This is a genomic window from Ruegeria sp. BE9, assembly GCF_056538765.1.
This window is the reverse complement of record NZ_JBQFTS010000001.1, coordinates 834,405-849,219: the sequence shown is the minus strand read 5'-3', so window position 1 is coordinate 849,219 and position 14,815 is coordinate 834,405. Positions and strand designations below refer to the sequence as shown.

Annotated in this window: 18 protein-coding genes; 16 read left to right on the top strand and 2 right to left on the bottom strand. The window is 54.2% G+C overall.

Translation table 11 applies throughout. The features are described 5' to 3' along the window. The first annotated feature begins 74 nt into the window (after positions 1-74). The 9 genes from ACR0EO_RS04150 (at position 75) to ACR0EO_RS04110 (ending at position 7,985) form a co-directional block, all read left to right on the top strand. Positions 75-953 (top strand): lysophospholipid acyltransferase family protein, encoded by an 879-nt coding sequence (locus ACR0EO_RS04150; RefSeq protein WP_480687288.1) that lies wholly within the window; start codon positions 75-77, stop codon positions 951-953. Between the two features lie 8 nt (positions 954-961). Continuing rightward, a complete protein-coding gene (locus ACR0EO_RS04145; protein WP_480687286.1) occupies positions 962-1,771 on the top strand; it encodes a glutamate racemase in 810 nt (269 codons plus the stop codon). A gap of 94 nt (positions 1,772-1,865) precedes the next feature. Then, on the top strand, positions 1,866-2,894 hold the full coding sequence (gene argC / locus ACR0EO_RS04140; RefSeq protein ID WP_480687284.1) for an N-acetyl-gamma-glutamyl-phosphate reductase: 1,029 nt from the start codon (positions 1,866-1,868) through the stop codon (positions 2,892-2,894). 7 nt (positions 2,895-2,901) lie between these two features. After that, the gene (gene ccmE / locus ACR0EO_RS04135; protein ID WP_480687282.1) at positions 2,902-3,348 is read left to right on the top strand and encodes a cytochrome c maturation protein CcmE; all 447 of its coding nucleotides are present in this window, start codon (positions 2,902-2,904) and stop codon (positions 3,346-3,348) included. 115 nt (positions 3,349-3,463) lie between these two features. Further along, positions 3,464-4,075, top strand: coding sequence for a holin-associated N-acetylmuramidase (locus ACR0EO_RS04130; protein ID WP_480687280.1), 612 nt, complete (start codon positions 3,464-3,466; stop codon positions 4,073-4,075). Beyond that, complete coding sequence (locus ACR0EO_RS04125) at positions 4,066-4,644, top strand: holin family protein (protein WP_480687278.1); 579 nt, start codon at positions 4,066-4,068, stop codon at positions 4,642-4,644. Before ACR0EO_RS04130 ends, ACR0EO_RS04125 begins: the two co-directional genes overlap by 10 nt. Positions 4,645-4,719: 75 nt before the next feature. Continuing rightward, positions 4,720-6,684: a heme lyase CcmF/NrfE family subunit gene (locus ACR0EO_RS04120; RefSeq protein WP_480687276.1), complete on the top strand. Its 1,965-nt coding sequence runs from the start codon at positions 4,720-4,722 to the stop codon at positions 6,682-6,684. Beyond that, positions 6,681-7,136 carry a cytochrome c-type biogenesis protein gene (locus tag ACR0EO_RS04115; protein WP_480687274.1) on the top strand — a complete coding sequence of 152 codons (456 nt, stop codon included), beginning with the start codon at positions 6,681-6,683 and terminating at the stop codon, positions 7,134-7,136. The genes ACR0EO_RS04120 and ACR0EO_RS04115 overlap by 4 nt, the downstream gene beginning before the upstream one ends. Positions 7,137-7,208: 72 nt before the next feature. Continuing rightward, complete coding sequence (locus ACR0EO_RS04110; protein ID WP_480687272.1) at positions 7,209-7,985, top strand: enoyl-CoA hydratase-related protein; 777 nt, start codon at positions 7,209-7,211, stop codon at positions 7,983-7,985. 5 nt (positions 7,986-7,990) lie between these two features. Here the strand turns inward: ACR0EO_RS04110 and bmt are convergent, their stop codons facing one another. Next, positions 7,991-9,004: a betaine--homocysteine S-methyltransferase gene (gene bmt, locus ACR0EO_RS04105; protein WP_480687270.1), complete on the bottom strand. Its 1,014-nt coding sequence runs from the start codon at positions 9,002-9,004 to the stop codon at positions 7,991-7,993. Between the two features lie 123 nt (positions 9,005-9,127). Further along, the gene (locus ACR0EO_RS04100) at positions 9,128-9,445 is read right to left on the bottom strand and encodes a DUF1476 domain-containing protein (RefSeq protein WP_480687268.1); all 318 of its coding nucleotides are present in this window, start codon (positions 9,443-9,445) and stop codon (positions 9,128-9,130) included. 160 nt (positions 9,446-9,605) lie between these two features. Between ACR0EO_RS04100 and ACR0EO_RS04095 the strand changes: the two genes are divergently transcribed. The 7 genes from ACR0EO_RS04095 (at position 9,606) to purQ (ending at position 14,731) form a co-directional block, all read left to right on the top strand. Next, positions 9,606-9,992, top strand: a complete 387-nt coding sequence (locus ACR0EO_RS04095; RefSeq protein ID WP_480687266.1) for a tellurite resistance TerB family protein — start codon at positions 9,606-9,608, stop codon at positions 9,990-9,992. A gap of 60 nt (positions 9,993-10,052) precedes the next feature. Further along, positions 10,053-11,033: a hypothetical protein gene (locus ACR0EO_RS04090; protein WP_480687264.1), complete on the top strand. Its 981-nt coding sequence runs from the start codon at positions 10,053-10,055 to the stop codon at positions 11,031-11,033. Between the two features lie 82 nt (positions 11,034-11,115). Beyond that, the gene (purC, locus tag ACR0EO_RS04085; RefSeq protein ID WP_170487506.1) at positions 11,116-11,871 is read left to right on the top strand and encodes a phosphoribosylaminoimidazolesuccinocarboxamide synthase; all 756 of its coding nucleotides are present in this window, start codon (positions 11,116-11,118) and stop codon (positions 11,869-11,871) included. 138 nt (positions 11,872-12,009) lie between these two features. Beyond that, positions 12,010-12,678, top strand: coding sequence for a MarC family protein (locus ACR0EO_RS04080; protein WP_480687261.1), 669 nt, complete (start codon positions 12,010-12,012; stop codon positions 12,676-12,678). A 94-nt stretch (positions 12,679-12,772) separates the two neighbouring features. Then, complete coding sequence (gene purS, locus ACR0EO_RS04075) at positions 12,773-13,003, top strand: phosphoribosylformylglycinamidine synthase subunit PurS (protein ID WP_109311572.1); 231 nt, start codon at positions 12,773-12,775, stop codon at positions 13,001-13,003. 4 nt (positions 13,004-13,007) lie between these two features. After that, on the top strand, positions 13,008-14,051 hold the full coding sequence (locus tag ACR0EO_RS04070) for a zinc-dependent alcohol dehydrogenase family protein (protein ID WP_480687260.1): 1,044 nt from the start codon (positions 13,008-13,010) through the stop codon (positions 14,049-14,051). 11 nt (positions 14,052-14,062) lie between these two features. After that, complete coding sequence (gene purQ, locus ACR0EO_RS04065) at positions 14,063-14,731, top strand: phosphoribosylformylglycinamidine synthase subunit PurQ (protein ID WP_480687258.1); 669 nt, start codon at positions 14,063-14,065, stop codon at positions 14,729-14,731. The last annotated feature ends 84 nt before the right edge of the window (positions 14,732-14,815 follow it).

The following is a 14,815-nucleotide window of genomic DNA, read 5'->3' as shown; positions in this document are numbered from 1 at the left end:
CATAGGAATGTCACGACATCTAGGCAAAACTGTCACCAAACCTATCTTGAAGGCAGTAAACCTCGGAGATTCGAATGCCCTCGCGTCGCCATGTAGCTCGTGACATTTCCTATTCTTACTCCGCCGAAACTAAAGGCGGGCGCATGATGATAAGGCTTATGGAGAATACCACTGGCCGCATACGCCTCATCAAACGCGCGGACGGTTATGAGAATGACGTCGCCAACGGGCGAGACTTTTGGTCCGTGATGGTTGAACGGTATGGGCTTTCGCTGGATGTGGTCGGCGGCGCGCTTACCAACATACCAAAGACCGGTCCCCTGATCCTCATTGCTAATCACCCGTACGGTATTCTTGACGGGATGATGATGGGGCACATCCTAGCGGAAACCCGAGGAGACTTCCGAATTCTCGCCCATCGCGTCTTCAGAAAGGCCGAAGACCTTAATCGGATCATCCTGCCGATTTCGTTTGATGAAACAAAAGACGCTATCAAGCAGAACCTTGAGACGCGGAAAACCGCATTGAACTATTTGGGAGATGGCGGAGCTATTGGCATTTTCCCAGGTGGTACCGTTAGCACGGGCGCAAAACCTTTTTCACATCCGATGGACCCGGGATGGAGAGGGTTTACGGCCAGAATGGTCGCGAAGTCTGACGCAACAGTTGTTCCAGTCTTTTTTGACGGTCACACCTCTCGTTTGTTTCAGATCGCCAGTCATTTGCACAGTACCTTGCGCATGGGTTTGCTGATCAAAGAGTTTAAGAAACGCGTCGACACTCCGGTCAAAGTAGTGATCGGAGAGCCAATAGGGCGCGATGTTTTGGACCCATTGGCAAAGGATACACGCAAGATGATGGATTTCTTGCGCAAAGCCACGTATGAGCTGTCCCCGAAGCCGTTAAAGTCGTATGACTACGGTTATGAATTCGAGGAACGGCATCGCGCCTAAAGGGGCAAATGGCAGTAGGCATATTTGATTCTGGATTGGGCGGTTTGACCGTCCTGGACGCCGCGCAGAAACGTCTGCCGGACGTGGATTTCCTGTATTTTGCAGACAGTGCGCACGCTCCGTATGGCGTGCGTGATGCGGAAAATATTTACGATCTGACACGTCGGGCCGTTTATGACCTGTGGAGCCGCGGCTGTGATCTGGTGATTCTGGCCTGTAATACCGCCAGCGCTGCAGCACTGCGTCGGATGCAGGAAGAGGGTGTTCCCGAAGGCAAGCGTGTTTTGGGCGTTTTTGTACCTTTGATCGAAGCCCTGACTGAGCGCCAATGGGGCGATAACAGTCCTCCACGCGAAGTATCCGTAAAACACGTTGCTTTATTTGCTACTCCGGCGACAGTCTCGAGCCGGGCGTTTCAGCGCGAGTTGGCTTTCCGAGCTATTGGCGTAGACGTAGAAGCACAGGCCTGCGGCGGTGTGGTTGATGCAATTGAAGACGGCGATCTCATTTTGGCCGAAGCGCTCGTGCGAAGCCATGTTGACGCGTTGAAGCGAAAGATGCCGGAACCACAGGCCGCAATTTTGGGCTGCACCCATTATCCCTTAATGGCAGAGACTTTTCAGGCTGCCCTAGGCACTGAAGTTCAGGTGTTTAGTCAGGGCACGCTGGTGGCTGAAAGCCTTGCGGACTACTTGCAGCGTCATCCGAATATGCAAGGCGAGGGTAAAGGCGGCTTCCTGACAACAGGCAAACCGAATTTCGTGAGTGACCGGGCGACACAATTCCTCCGACGACAAATCACGTTCGAGGCTGCCTGACTTAGGTCAAGGACGGCTTACCGCATCCTCCTTTATTCGAAGACCGTCACTTTGGCGGTCGTGATATGTGACACTATGGAACAAGAGGTCTGACATGACCCATAAAATCGCAATTCTAGGTGCTTCAGGCTATACTGGCGCAGAGTTGGTGCGGCTGATCGCCGAGCACCCGAACATGGAAATCGCCGCACTGGCTGCCGAGCGGAAAGCCGGAATGTCGATGGCGCAGGTTTTCCCGCATCTGCGCCACATGGATCTTCCTGACCTGTGCAAGATTACCGAGATTGATTTCTCACAGATCGACCTCTGTTTTTGTGCCTTGCCGCATAAAACAAGCCAAGAGGTTATTCGCGAGTTACCAAAAGACCTTAAAATCATAGACTTGTCCGCAGATTTTCGTCTGCGCGATGCAGAAGAATACGAAAAATGGTACGGTAACCCGCACGTCGCGTTAGAGCAGCAAGCAGAAGCTGTTTATGGTCTGACTGAGTTCTATCGCGATGAAATCCGTAACGCACGTCTGGTGGCCGGTACGGGCTGCAATGCGGCTACAGGTCAATATGTGCTTCGGCCACTAATTACTGCTGGTGTCATCGACTTGGATGACATTGTTTTGGATCTCAAATGTGCCGTTTCTGGGGCTGGCAGGTCGTTGAAGGAGAATCTGCTCCACGCAGAGCTCAGCGAAGGGTACAACGCCTACGCTGTAGGCGGAACCCATCGCCATCTCGGTGAGTTTGATCAGGAGTTTTCAGAACTCGCCGGTCGAACCGTCCATGTGCAGTTCACGCCGCATTTGATACCCGCTAACAGAGGTATCCTTGCTACTACCTACGTGAAGGGTGATCCGGCCAGCGTTTATGATGCGCTTGCAAAAGCCTATGAAAGCGAGCCGTTTATTCGGATGCTGCCATTCGGAGAAACGCCCTCAACCCACCATGTGAGGGGTTCGAATTTCTGCCATATCGGCGTGGTTGGCGATCGGATCGAGCGTCGGGCGATCGTGGTCGGGGCGCTGGATAACTTGACAAAAGGTAGCAGTGGCCAAGCCTTGCAGAACGCCAACCTGATGTTAGGTGAGGATGAAACCCGGGGCCTTATGATGGCTCCTCTATTTCCGTGAGGACGGTATGAAAACGCTCAAGAAACGTCGTAGAGTTCAAGTCATTCTGCTGGCTGTTGTGGCCTTGATCGTGGCTACGGGGTTGATTGGGTATGCGATGCGCGATGGCATCAACTTCTTCCGCTCTCCCAGCCAGGTGATCGCAGAGCCGCCATTGCCAACCGAGGTATTCCGTATTGGTGGCTTGGTCGAGGAAGGCTCGATCATACGCGGGCAGGGTGAGACGGTACATTTTGTCGTGACTGATGGGGGCGAGAGCGTGCCAGTGGCATTCACTGGCGTGCTGCCTGATCTTTTCGCCGAAAATCAGGGCATGGTGGGTACTGGATCTTACGTGAACGGCGTTTTCGAAGCCACTGAAATTCTTGCGAAACACGACGAGACCTACATGCCAAAAGAAGTTGTGGATGCGCTGAAAGAACAGGGTGTCTACAAAGAAGCAGGCGAAAGCTAATTTATCGCCAACCTTCCGATGAAACCAAAGGGCGTTGCGAAAACGGCGCCCTTTTTCCTTGTCAGGAATTAACCGATTTCCACCAACGTGTGTCCCACCAAATGCGGAGGGTGTCATGCAAACGGTACGAGAAATTGCGGCTAATATCGTGGAACGCGAGGGCGGCTACGTCAACGATCCGGACGATCCCGGCGGTGCGACCAAGTACGGCGTGACCATTCACACGATGCGTCGTCTAGGATTGGACCTTTCTGATGATGGCGTGATCACCAGCGCGGATGTCAAAATTCTCAGTAAAGCGCAGGCAGTCGACATCTTTGTCCAAAACTATTTTGAGTTACCTCGGTTATACACCTTGCCTCAGATCCTGCATGAAACTGTCTTTGATATGTACGTCAACGCCGGGGTGCAGGCGATAAAGATCCTTCAGCACTTGCTGTGTGACATGGGGTATGAGGTCGCCATCGATGGGATCGTTGGCCCCAAAACTGCTACGGCGTGCCGAAGCGCGTTAAAACCAGAGCCAATAGCACTCAAAGACGCCTACGGAATCGCCCGGCGCAATTATTACTTTCGTCTAGCTGATCGAAGGCCTTCTTCGCGGAAATTCGCGCGAACTCGGGCGGGCGGAAAAGGTGGGTGGATTCGACGGGCAGAGGAGTTTGTATCTCCGATCTATCATCTAAGCGAAACAGAGTTTCAAAGGAGAGTTGCAGGATGGGTTTGATCTCTGAGTTTTTTGGATTCCTTTTTGGCGGAGGGCGGAATGTCGTCCGTGAAACCGCGGAAATATTTAGGGAAAATGCTGAGAACAGTGGTCAGCGGGACCTCGTGCAAAGGCAGCAGGCAATTGCCCAATTCGGGTCTGAATTTCAGATTGCCAACAAGGGTGCATTTGATCGTTTTATAGACGGCTTGAATAGGTTGCCGCGCCCTGCAATGGCACTTGGTACTTTGGGACTGTTTGCAGCTGCCATGATAGACCCCTTGTGGTTTGCAGAGCGTATGCAGGGAATAGCTTTGGTTCCGGAGCCCCTTTGGTGGTTGTTGGGCGTAATCGTTTCCTTCTATTTTGGTGCTCGTCACCAAGCCAAAGTGCAAGATCTTCAGCGTGAAATATCTGCCTCGATGCAGCGTGTGCCTAAGGTTTTAGAGAACCTCAATCTCTTAAACGAAATCCGCAGCAATACCGTCCAATCTGCGGATCCGGGAACAGACGTCGGACTTGCTGAGGATGCCCGCACACCAGAGCACAATCCGGCCTTGGATGACTGGAGGCGCAATCGAACGAAGTAAACCGCGACACTATGCTCGCCCCAGAGGGGCGAATGTGATTGGTGCTTAGCTGACAACCGGATTATACCCGGCGCTATGATTACCGAACTTGGCCACTTTGCCCTGATACTCGCCTTTCTGGTTGCCATTGTGCAATCAGTTGTTCCCTTGATCGGCGCCGCCAAACGCTGGACCGGTTGGATGTCGTTTGCTGAACCTGCGGCCATTATCCAATTCGCTTTGGTCGGGTTTTCCTTTTGGGCGTTGTTGTGGGCATTTGTAACGTCGGACTTTTCGCTGAGGATCGTGGTTGAGAACAGCCACTCAGCCAAACCGATGCTCTATAAAATCAGCGGCACATGGGGGAACCACGAGGGCTCTATGCTCCTGTGGGTCCTGATCGTGTCGCTGTTCGGCGCAATGGCGGCTGTGTTCGGCGGGGGGCTTCCTCCGACTCTGAAAGCACGTGTACTTGCGGTGCAGGCTGCCATTGCAGTGGCCTTCTTCGCGTTCATTCTGTTCACTTCGAACCCGTTTGATCGGTTGATCGTCGCACCATTTGACGGCCGCGATTTAAACCCCTTGCTACAGGACCCGGGTTTGGCCTTCCATCCGCCTTTCCTTTACTTGGGGTATGTCGGCCTAAGCATGGCTTTCAGCTTTGCAGTCGCAGCCTTAATCGAAGGGCGCGTTGACGCAGCTTGGGGGCGGTGGGTTCGCCCCTGGACGCTGGCTGCTTGGGTGTTTCTGACCATCGGTATCGCTTTGGGGTCCTGGTGGGCTTACTACGAGTTGGGTTGGGGCGGCTTCTGGTTTTGGGATCCGGTTGAAAACGCCTCCTTTATGCCTTGGCTTTTGGCCGCAGCTCTTTTGCACTCGGCCATCGTGGTTGAAAAACGCGAAGCTTTGAAAAGTTGGACAATCCTGCTGGCGATTATCGCGTTCGGGTTCTCTTTGATCGGGACTTTCATCGTTCGCTCAGGGCTACTGACATCCGTGCACGCGTTTGCAAATGACCCAGAACGGGGCGTGTTTATTCTATTCATTCTGGTCATTTTTATCGGCGGCGCTCTCACACTGTTTGCCGCTCGGGCGCAGGTGATGGAGGCGAAAGGCGTGTTCGGCATGGTCAGCCGCGAAAGTGCGCTGGTGCTGAACAATATCCTGTTGGCCGTTAGCTGCTTTGTGGTTTTCGTCGGGACACTCTGGCCGATGGTCGCTGAGATGGCGTTTGATCGAAAACTCTCGGTTGGCGCACCGTTCTTCAATGCAGCCTTCACGCCCTTTATGGTAGCTTTAGGGATCGCCCTACCAGTAGGCGCGATGCTACCTTGGAAACGAGGAAAGCTGGGCAAGGCTGCTTACTCCCTCCGTTATGCATTCATATTGGCAGTTGCTCTCGCCTTGCTGGTCTGGGTGATGCAAACAGGTCGCAGCGCCTTGGGCCCGGTCGGACTATTCTTGGGCGCTTGGGTCACTTTTGGTGCAGCCATAGATCTGTGGAGCCGGACAGGACGAAAAGGAAGCCTTAAACGTTTGTTCCGTCTTCCTGGTGCGGATTGGGGAAAGGCCGTGGCTCATACTGGTCTGGGCGTCACCATGTTTGCCATTGCCGGGCTGACAGCCTGGGAAGTGGAAGATATTCGTGTCGCTCAACCCGGACAGCCTTTCGAAGTGGGCCAGTTCACTCTTACCCTGGAGGATGTTCGCCAAGTTGACGGGCCAAACTACTACTCCACAACAGCTGACGTTCTTGTTGAAAAGAACGGGCGGACGATAGGTACCCTCCACCCAGAGAAACGTAACTACCCAGTGGCGCGTATGCCCACGACGGAGGCGGCGATTGACTACCGATTCCTTCGTGACCTGTACGTCGTAATTGGCGATCAGCAGGCCGACGGCGGATGGGTTATGCGAACTTATATTAAACCTCTCGCAAACTGGATCTGGGGCGGTTGTATCCTGATGGCTCTGGGCGGTTTCCTGAGCTTGTCTGATCGCAGGTTCCGTGTTGCGGCCGGAGCGCGCAAAACTCCAACTGGTGGAGTGCCTGCAGAATGAAACATCTGGTTCTGATCTTCGCTTTGATTGCCTCCCCGCTTTTCGCCGTACAGCCGGACGAAATTTTGGATGACCCGGTGCTAGAGCAACGTGCACGCGACCTCAGCACTGGGTTGCGCTGCTTGGTGTGTAGGAACGAAAGTATTGATGAGAGCAATGCCGAACTGGCCCGCGACCTTCGTCTTTTGTTGCGTGAACGCCTGGTGGCTGGAGATACAGATGAAGAAGCGATTGATTTTATCGTGGATCGCTACGGCGAGTACGTCCTTCTGAAGCCCACCGTGACGGGTTCCAACCTGATGCTCTGGCTAGCCGGACCGATCATGCTGTTGATAGCCGCAGCAATGGGCTGGAGCTTTTTACGTAAACGATCGCAAGTTCAGGCCGTTGGTGAAAAAGATACACTCAGCGAGGCCGAAAAAGAGCGCCTTCGTCAAATTCTTGAAGACTGACCCAGGGTTCATCTTTCCCTTCCTCCCCTTATGGTTCAGGGTTCCAACAAGCTAAGACCCCGGGAGGAGTTCATGGAATACGAAACGGTCCTTTTAGACATCACGGACGACTTGGCGGTTGTCACGCTGAACCGGCCCGAAAAGATGAATGCGATGACGGTGCAAATGCGCGCCGAAGTCACGCATGCTATGAAGCACGCGGCCCGTCATGCACGCGCCATCGTTCTCACGGGTGCGGGCCAGTCATTCTGTTCTGGACAAGATCTTGGGGACGCTTCGAGCACGGGGAAGATCGATTTGGAGCGCACCTTGCGTGACGAATACGAGCCAATGTTGGAAACGATCCACGACTGTCCAGTTCCAACGATCGCTGCAGTCAACGGACCCGCTGCCGGGGCAGGGGCCAATCTTGCGCTTTGCGCCGATGTAGTGATTGCGACCGAGAGCGCCTATTTCTTACAGGCCTTCGCTCGAATTGGCCTGTTGCCTGATGCAGGAGGCACTTGGTTCATGCCGCGCCAGATGGGCTTCGCAAAAGCGATGGGCGCAGCCTTGTTTGCGGACAAAATTAGCGCGCGACAGGCTGATGAATGGGGCTTGATCTGGGAAGCCATTCCTGACGATCAATTTGAATCTCACTGGCGCAAGCGCGCCGATTACCTTGCCAAGGGCCCGACAGCGGGGTTCGGAGCAATCAAACAGGCAATTCGTGGAACTTACGAAAATACATTGCCCCAGCAGTTAGCCAAAGAGGCGCATTTGCAGGGGGATTGTGGACGCACCCGCGATTTTTCCGAAGGTGTTGTCGCCTTCATGCAAAAACGCCCCCCGAAATTCGAGGGGCGCTGAGCGTCTTAAGCACGGCGGCGCCGACGAGTGCGCCGCTCTGGTAACGCGTCATCACCGGTGCCGTCTGATGCCGAGGAAAACGGCCCCAAAGCATCGGTGATTTGATCTAAAGTAGGGCGCGAACTCCGCGGGCGGGTATCCAGTGCCTCGCGCATTTTACGCAAGTGAGCTGGCATGGTTCCGCAGCAGCCACCAACAATGCTGGCACCAGCATCACGCGCCATCGCCGCATAATCTCCCATCAACTCAGGAGTTCCATCGTAGTGAATGTGGCCATCCACGTATTTTGGAATACCCGCGTTGCCTTTTGAAATCACTGGTCGTTCGGTGCCTTGCGCGGCGAAACCCAGAACTGTGCGCAGAATATCGGACGCGCCGGTCCCGCAATTCGCTCCGAACGCGACCGGCGGGTTCGGTAAGGTCTCAACCATCTGAGCCAAGTCTGCTGAGGTGACACCCATCATGGTTCGCCCCGCAGTATCAAAGCTCATTGTTCCGCACCAAGGCATATCAGCCAGAGCAAATGCTTCTGCGGCCGCACGAAACTCTTCGGGGGCACTGATGGTTTCCAGCCAAAGAACATCCGCTCCACCTGCCTTGAGCGCGTCCGCCTGTTCATGAAACATTTCGACGGCTTCTGCATGGGACAGGCTGCCCACAGGCTCCATGATTTCGCCCGTTGGCCCCACGGAACCAGCAACAACAACTGGACGTCCGGCCTGATCTGCAACTTCGCGTCCAAGTTCGGCGCCAATACGGTTTAACTCGGCAACACGACCCTGAGCGTCGTGCAGCTTTAGACGCGCCGAGGTTCCTCCAAAGGTATTTGTAAGGAACAAATCGCTGCCTGCATCAACTGAACCTTTGTACAACGCTCGAATTTTGTCGGGCGCGTCCACATTCCAAAGCTCAGGCGCGTCACCGGATTGAAGCCCCATATTGAACAAATTGGTGCCAGTGGCCCCATCAGCAAGGATGGTTTCGTTGGTTTCCAACAGTTTGCTCAGTGCATTTGTCATTTGGATATTCCAGCAATAGGCCTATTGGGCCTGTAACGATAAGAGACGCCCCGTGTCTCATGACCGGGGCGTCAATTCAAATTCATAAATCTCATGAAGATCATGAGGAGGGCAGCTAAACCCTTAGTCGGTTTCGCTTAACACTTGCGCTTTGGCTTCGGGCAGAAGCTCGGCCATCTTGGCGCGAATTTCGTCTTCGGACGATTTAGAACCCAAATCACCGGCAACCTTACGCACGACGTCTTCGTGGCCGACTTCTTCCATGTCGGCGATCACAACGGTCTTGGCATATTCTTCTGCCTCAGAGCCGGACTTGCCCAGCTTTTCCGCGGCCCAAAGGCCCAAGAGTTTGTTGCAGCGGGCTTGAGCCTTGAACTGCATTTCTTCGTCGTGCGCAAACTTTGCTTCAAAGGCGTTTTCGCGTTCGTCAAAAGTGGTCATTGGTTGGGGACCTCATATCTTGAATCTTGTTAAACAGATAAAAAAACAACACTGGAATGTATAGCGAAAACAGTCATTGCGCGACCAAATGTACTGTGCAGCCAAATGTTGAGAGCAGGCCACTTGCTCACCGTTTAAGTAAAGTGTTTTGGAGAATTTGATGGCTCTTTTTTCGCGTTTGCGTGGGGGCAAGTCCCCTGAAACTTCGGTTGCCCGTGCAGTTTTGGCCCCAGCAGTGCTGACAATGGCTGCAGATGGTCGAATTGATGAAGCCGAGATTATTCAGCTAAACAATATGTTAGCCTTCAGTCCGATTTTCCTGCCGTTGGGCGGCAAGGCCACTGCAGAGTTGATTAAGACGGTTCTTAAAGACCTACAGAAAAGTGGCCCTGACAAGGTGATAACCGAAAGCTCTCAGGTACTGTCGCCGGCGTTGCGGGAAACTGCGTTTTGTTTCGCTATGCGAGTAGCAATGGCGGACGGAGTCCTCGAAGAGGCTGAAAAGAATGTTTTGGCAGGCACTGCCTCGCGCTTGCAACTGAGCTAGGAAGCATTCGAAAACATCATTCAGGTGGTCACGATGATGCAAAGATCGGCGGCTGCGTAAATGGCAGAGGACGCTAATCAAGAGGACCGCGCCAGCTTTAGTGCTTACATACTTCTGTCTGAACCTATCCAGTTCAATTCGTCAGAGATCGAACAAGCACTGCTGGATGATTACCCGTCGTTGGACTTGCAAGCAGACTCGGCAATTAGTTTAGCGCAGGACTGTAATACGGATGAGTTTATCACAACTCCCATTCTTTTCGGCGCAAAGGGGCGTGACAGCGCTATCGCGACGCTTATCCGCTTGCCGGGATATGGAACGTGGGATCCTGAGCTGTTAACACCTTGGCAGCGCTTATCCTTTCCCGAGGTTTCGCAGGCCTTGGCCTACAACAAGTCCTACATCTGCGTGACAGCCGGTGTAGAAGCGGGTGATGATACACAAGCATTTCGCGCCGCGCGGTTATGCACATGCCTTGCAGCTATTTTTGCGAAACTACCCATCGCCCTGGCGGTCTATTGGGAAAGCGCAGACCACTTTCTGCGTCCCTCCGATGTGGTTGCCATGGCGGACAAGGCGATTTCCGATGAGTTCCCGGTAGAACACTGGGTCGGACTCAGCCTTGGTGGGGTCAAAGAAAAGGACAAGCAGTACGTTTCCGGCGTGACGCGTGGGCTAAAGCCCTTGAAGGGGTTTGAAATTAGCCTTGCTGCCGCGCCGATGGACTTGGAAAGCGCGGCCGCAACACTCAGCACTACCTCTGCCATGGTGGCGTCTTACGGGCATACGTTCAAGGACGGCGACACTCTGGGTCACGAGGGTCAAACTCCCGAAGAGTCTCTGCGTATCAGGTTTGCCCCCCAAGGGACCAACGGTTCGTCTTGCGATGCGTGGGTGTTGATTCACCCGCAAAGCCCGTTTGATCACGAGGGTACGCTGGGGGAAATGACCAGCTCACCTCCGCCACCGGGACAAGGGGTTCAGGTCAGATCGCGTATGGGTTTCTTCAAAAGGCTGATGCGGGGCGGTCGGAGCGCCTGATAACTTGCGGGTTACTGCGCGCTGCACTATGAGAGCGGCAGCAGCGCGGTAATCGCGTTTTGCCGATATGGAAGGGGCCCCGATGGCGCGTCGCAAGAAAATCTATGAAGGTAAGGCCAAGATTCTGTATGAAGGCCCCGAACCGGGCACTATCGTTCAGTATTTCAAGGATGACGCCACCGCGTTCAACGCCGAAAAAAAGGACGTGATCGACGGAAAGGGCGTTTTGAACAACCGCCTGAGCGAGTTCTTCATGAACGGCCTGACACAGATTGGCGTGCCGACGCACTTTATTCGTCGTCTGAATATGCGCGAGCAGCTGGTCCGCAGCTGTGAGATCGTGCCTCTGGAAGTGATCGTGCGTAACTATGCCGCTGGCTCGATGTCTAAACGTCTGGGTATCGCGGAAGGTACACAGTTGCCGCGTCCGATCGTTGAATACTGCTATAAAGACGACGCACTGGGCGACCCTCTGGTCACAGAAGAGCATATTGCCGCGTTTGGCTGGGCAAGCCAACAAGACATGGACGATATTCTAAGCCTCGCGCTGCGCGTAAACGATTTTATGAGCGGCGTGATGTTGGCCGTTGGCATTCGACTGGTTGATTTCAAAATTGAAATCGGTCGGGTCTATGACGGTGACTATCAGCGACTGATCATTGCCGATGAGATTAGCCCCGACAGCTGCCGCCTGTGGGATATTGAAACAGGTCAAAAACTGGACAAAGACGTTTTCCGCCGCGACTTGGGCAACCTGACGGACGCCTATTCCGAAGTCGCGCGTCGTCTTGGTGTTCTGCCGAAAAGCAATGTGTCCAAGCCAACTTTGATCAACTGACCATTTGGTAACAGTTGAAAGAACGCAAAGCACAGCTTCTCTTGAGGCTGTGCTTTTTTCTTTGTATTTTAGCCGCTTGAATAGCGTTCCGGCCATCTAAGTCACGGCAAGCGCGATACATTGAAGGTGGCATTCGACATGGCCGAATTGTTCAATCACGAAGTGTTTCTGAAATTCCTCGCGGCATTGCTGGCGATCTTCAATCCGCTTTACGGAATCCCAATCTTCCTCGGTATGACCGAAGGTTACAGCGCGCCTGAGCGAAAGCGCGTGGCGCTGGTAGTCACCGGAACAATTGTTGTTGTCGCACTTTTGTCTGTCGTGCTGGGTGAAAAGATCTTGGCCGTATTCGGTATCGACATCCCATCCTTCCGAATAGCAGGCGGACTGATCATCCTTGGCGTAGGAATGTCGATGATGAACGCGTCGGACCGTCCGCAGGGCGATCAACAAGCTGCTGAACATGGGCACAAAAAGAAGGGTGACATTGCTGTTGTGCCGTTGGCGATCCCCTTGACCATCGGGCCGGGAACGATTGCAACGACCATTGTATTTGCCCACACACTTTCGGATGGCGCTGCGATTGTAACGCTCGGCTCGGCTGTTTTGATCGCCTGCACGGTTGTCGGACTTGGTCTTTTGTTCGCCGATCCAATTTCTCGTTTTTTGGGGCCGACGATGATCAACGTCATCACCCGCGTCATGGCGATCATTCTTGTGGCGGTCGCGGTCGAGATGGTGGTGACCGGCGTGTTTAACGCCATTGATGCTCATTATCCGGGGCTGTTATCCGGCAACGCCAGCTAAACACGCAAACAGGGTTGTCGAATGCCCTTTGGCACGCTATCCCCCGCGCAACGGAACGGGCCGGAAAGCTTGGCCCTCAGCTGGAGTTGCAGGAATGAAAGCACGGGTGCATGTGATGCTGAAGAACGGGGTCCTCGACCCGCAGGGTGAGGCCGTGCGTCACGCATTGGGCGCCATGGGCTTTGATCAGGTCGAAGGCGTGCGTCAGGGCAAAGTGATTGACCTTGAACTGGCTGAAGGCGCGACCGAAGCTGACATCACCGAGATGTGTGAAAAGCTGTTGGCCAACACCGTCATCGAGCGTTACGAGATCGAATTGGTCTGACCAGATGCGGGCTGCGCGTCTGATCACGTATCGTCAGCCCTTAGAGCTGATGACTGTTCCCGACCCTGAACCGGCCGAGGACGGCGTTGTCGTCCGGGTATTGGCTTGTGGTGTTTGCCGATCAGATTGGCATGCGTGGTCGGGCTCTGATCCCGATGTCGTTTTGCCCATAACACCCGGGCACGAATACTGTGGAGAGGTGGTCGCCGTCGGCGCACGGGTTTCCCGTTGGAAAGTTGGTGATCAGGTTATCGCTCCCTTTATCCTCGCTTGCGGTCATTGCCCGGACTGCTCTCAGGGCCATCAGACCATCTGCTCCGATCAAGTTGTACCCGGCTTCACATGCGATGGCGCGTTTGCGGAATACATCGCAGTAGCCCACGCTGATGCCAATTTGACTGCTTTGCCAGACACGCTTGCCCCTGAGATCGCTGCTGCTTTGGGTTGTCGGGTGACAACCGCGTGGCAGGCATTGGTCGGGAGAGCTCAGCTTCAGGGTGGTGAGTGGCTTGCCGTTTTTGGTGGTGGTGGAGTTGGAATTTCCACCTTGTTGCTGGGCAAGGCGCTGGGTGCGCGTGTCGTGGTGGTCGATATAGCCGACGACAAGTTGGCATATGCAAAAAGCCTTGGCGCCGACGCGGTCGTGAATGCCTCCACATGCAACGCACCGGAAGCTGTCAAAGAAGTCACCAGTGGCGGCGCGCATGTCGCTATCGAGGCCCTGGGAATTGAAGTCACAACCGTGGCTTCGTTGAGATCTCTGCGCAAATTGGGTCGAATGGTGCAGATTGGTATGCCTGCCGGTCAACACTCGAACATGTCTCTGCCGATGGATGTTCTGTACTCTGGCCAACTGGCTGTTTTCGGAACCCGCGGCATGCCAAGCTGGCGCTACCCGTCGCTTTTGTCACTGATTTCAGGCGGGAATGTCGATCTAAGCCCGCTTGTCACACGAAAAATAACACTGAACCAGGTAAGTGATGAGCTTGCCGCCTTTGATCACCCGACGCCTCCTGGTGTTGCTGTGGTCACTGATTTTGTCTCGTAGGAGGGTCCGCAATGCGCGCAGCCGTCATCGTTTTCCCAGGTTCCAACTGTGATCGGGATCTTGCAGTCGCCTTTGAACAGGCAGGATTTCAGGTCGATATGGTCTGGCACAAGGATGCCGCACTGCCTGAAGGCATTGATATTGTGGGCGTACCCGGTGGGTTTTCCTACGGTGACTATTTGCGCTGTGGCGCGATTGCAGCCCAATCTCCGATCTGCAAAGCAGTTGTCGATCATACCGAACGCGGCGGATATGCTGTTGGTATCTGCAACGGCTTCCAAATTCTGACGGAAACCGGGATTTTGCCAGGGGCCTTGTTGCGAAATGCTGGCCTGAAATACATCTGCAGAACGGTCGGTCTGAAAGTGGAAACGAGCGAAAGCGCGTTTACCCAAGGCTACAATGCGGGCGACGTTATCGGCATTCCGATTGCACACCATGACGGGAACTACTTTGCCGACGATGCAACACTGTCCGTTTTGCGGGATCAGGACCGGGTCGCATTCACCTATACCGAGAATCCGAATGGTTCGGTTGGGGACATTGCCGGAATTCTGTCGGAAAACCGCAGGGTTCTTGGAATGATGCCGCACCCAGAGCGCGCAGCTGATGATGGGCATGGGGGCACCGACGGAACGGCATTGTTTCGCGCATTGTCTGGCGTTCTCGCGCCTGCGTGACTTGAGGTTGCGCCAAAGCCCGCGTAATTTTCTCGGATGAATTCCGAAACTCGCTCAAGCTGGTCCAATTTAACAAAACCCTTT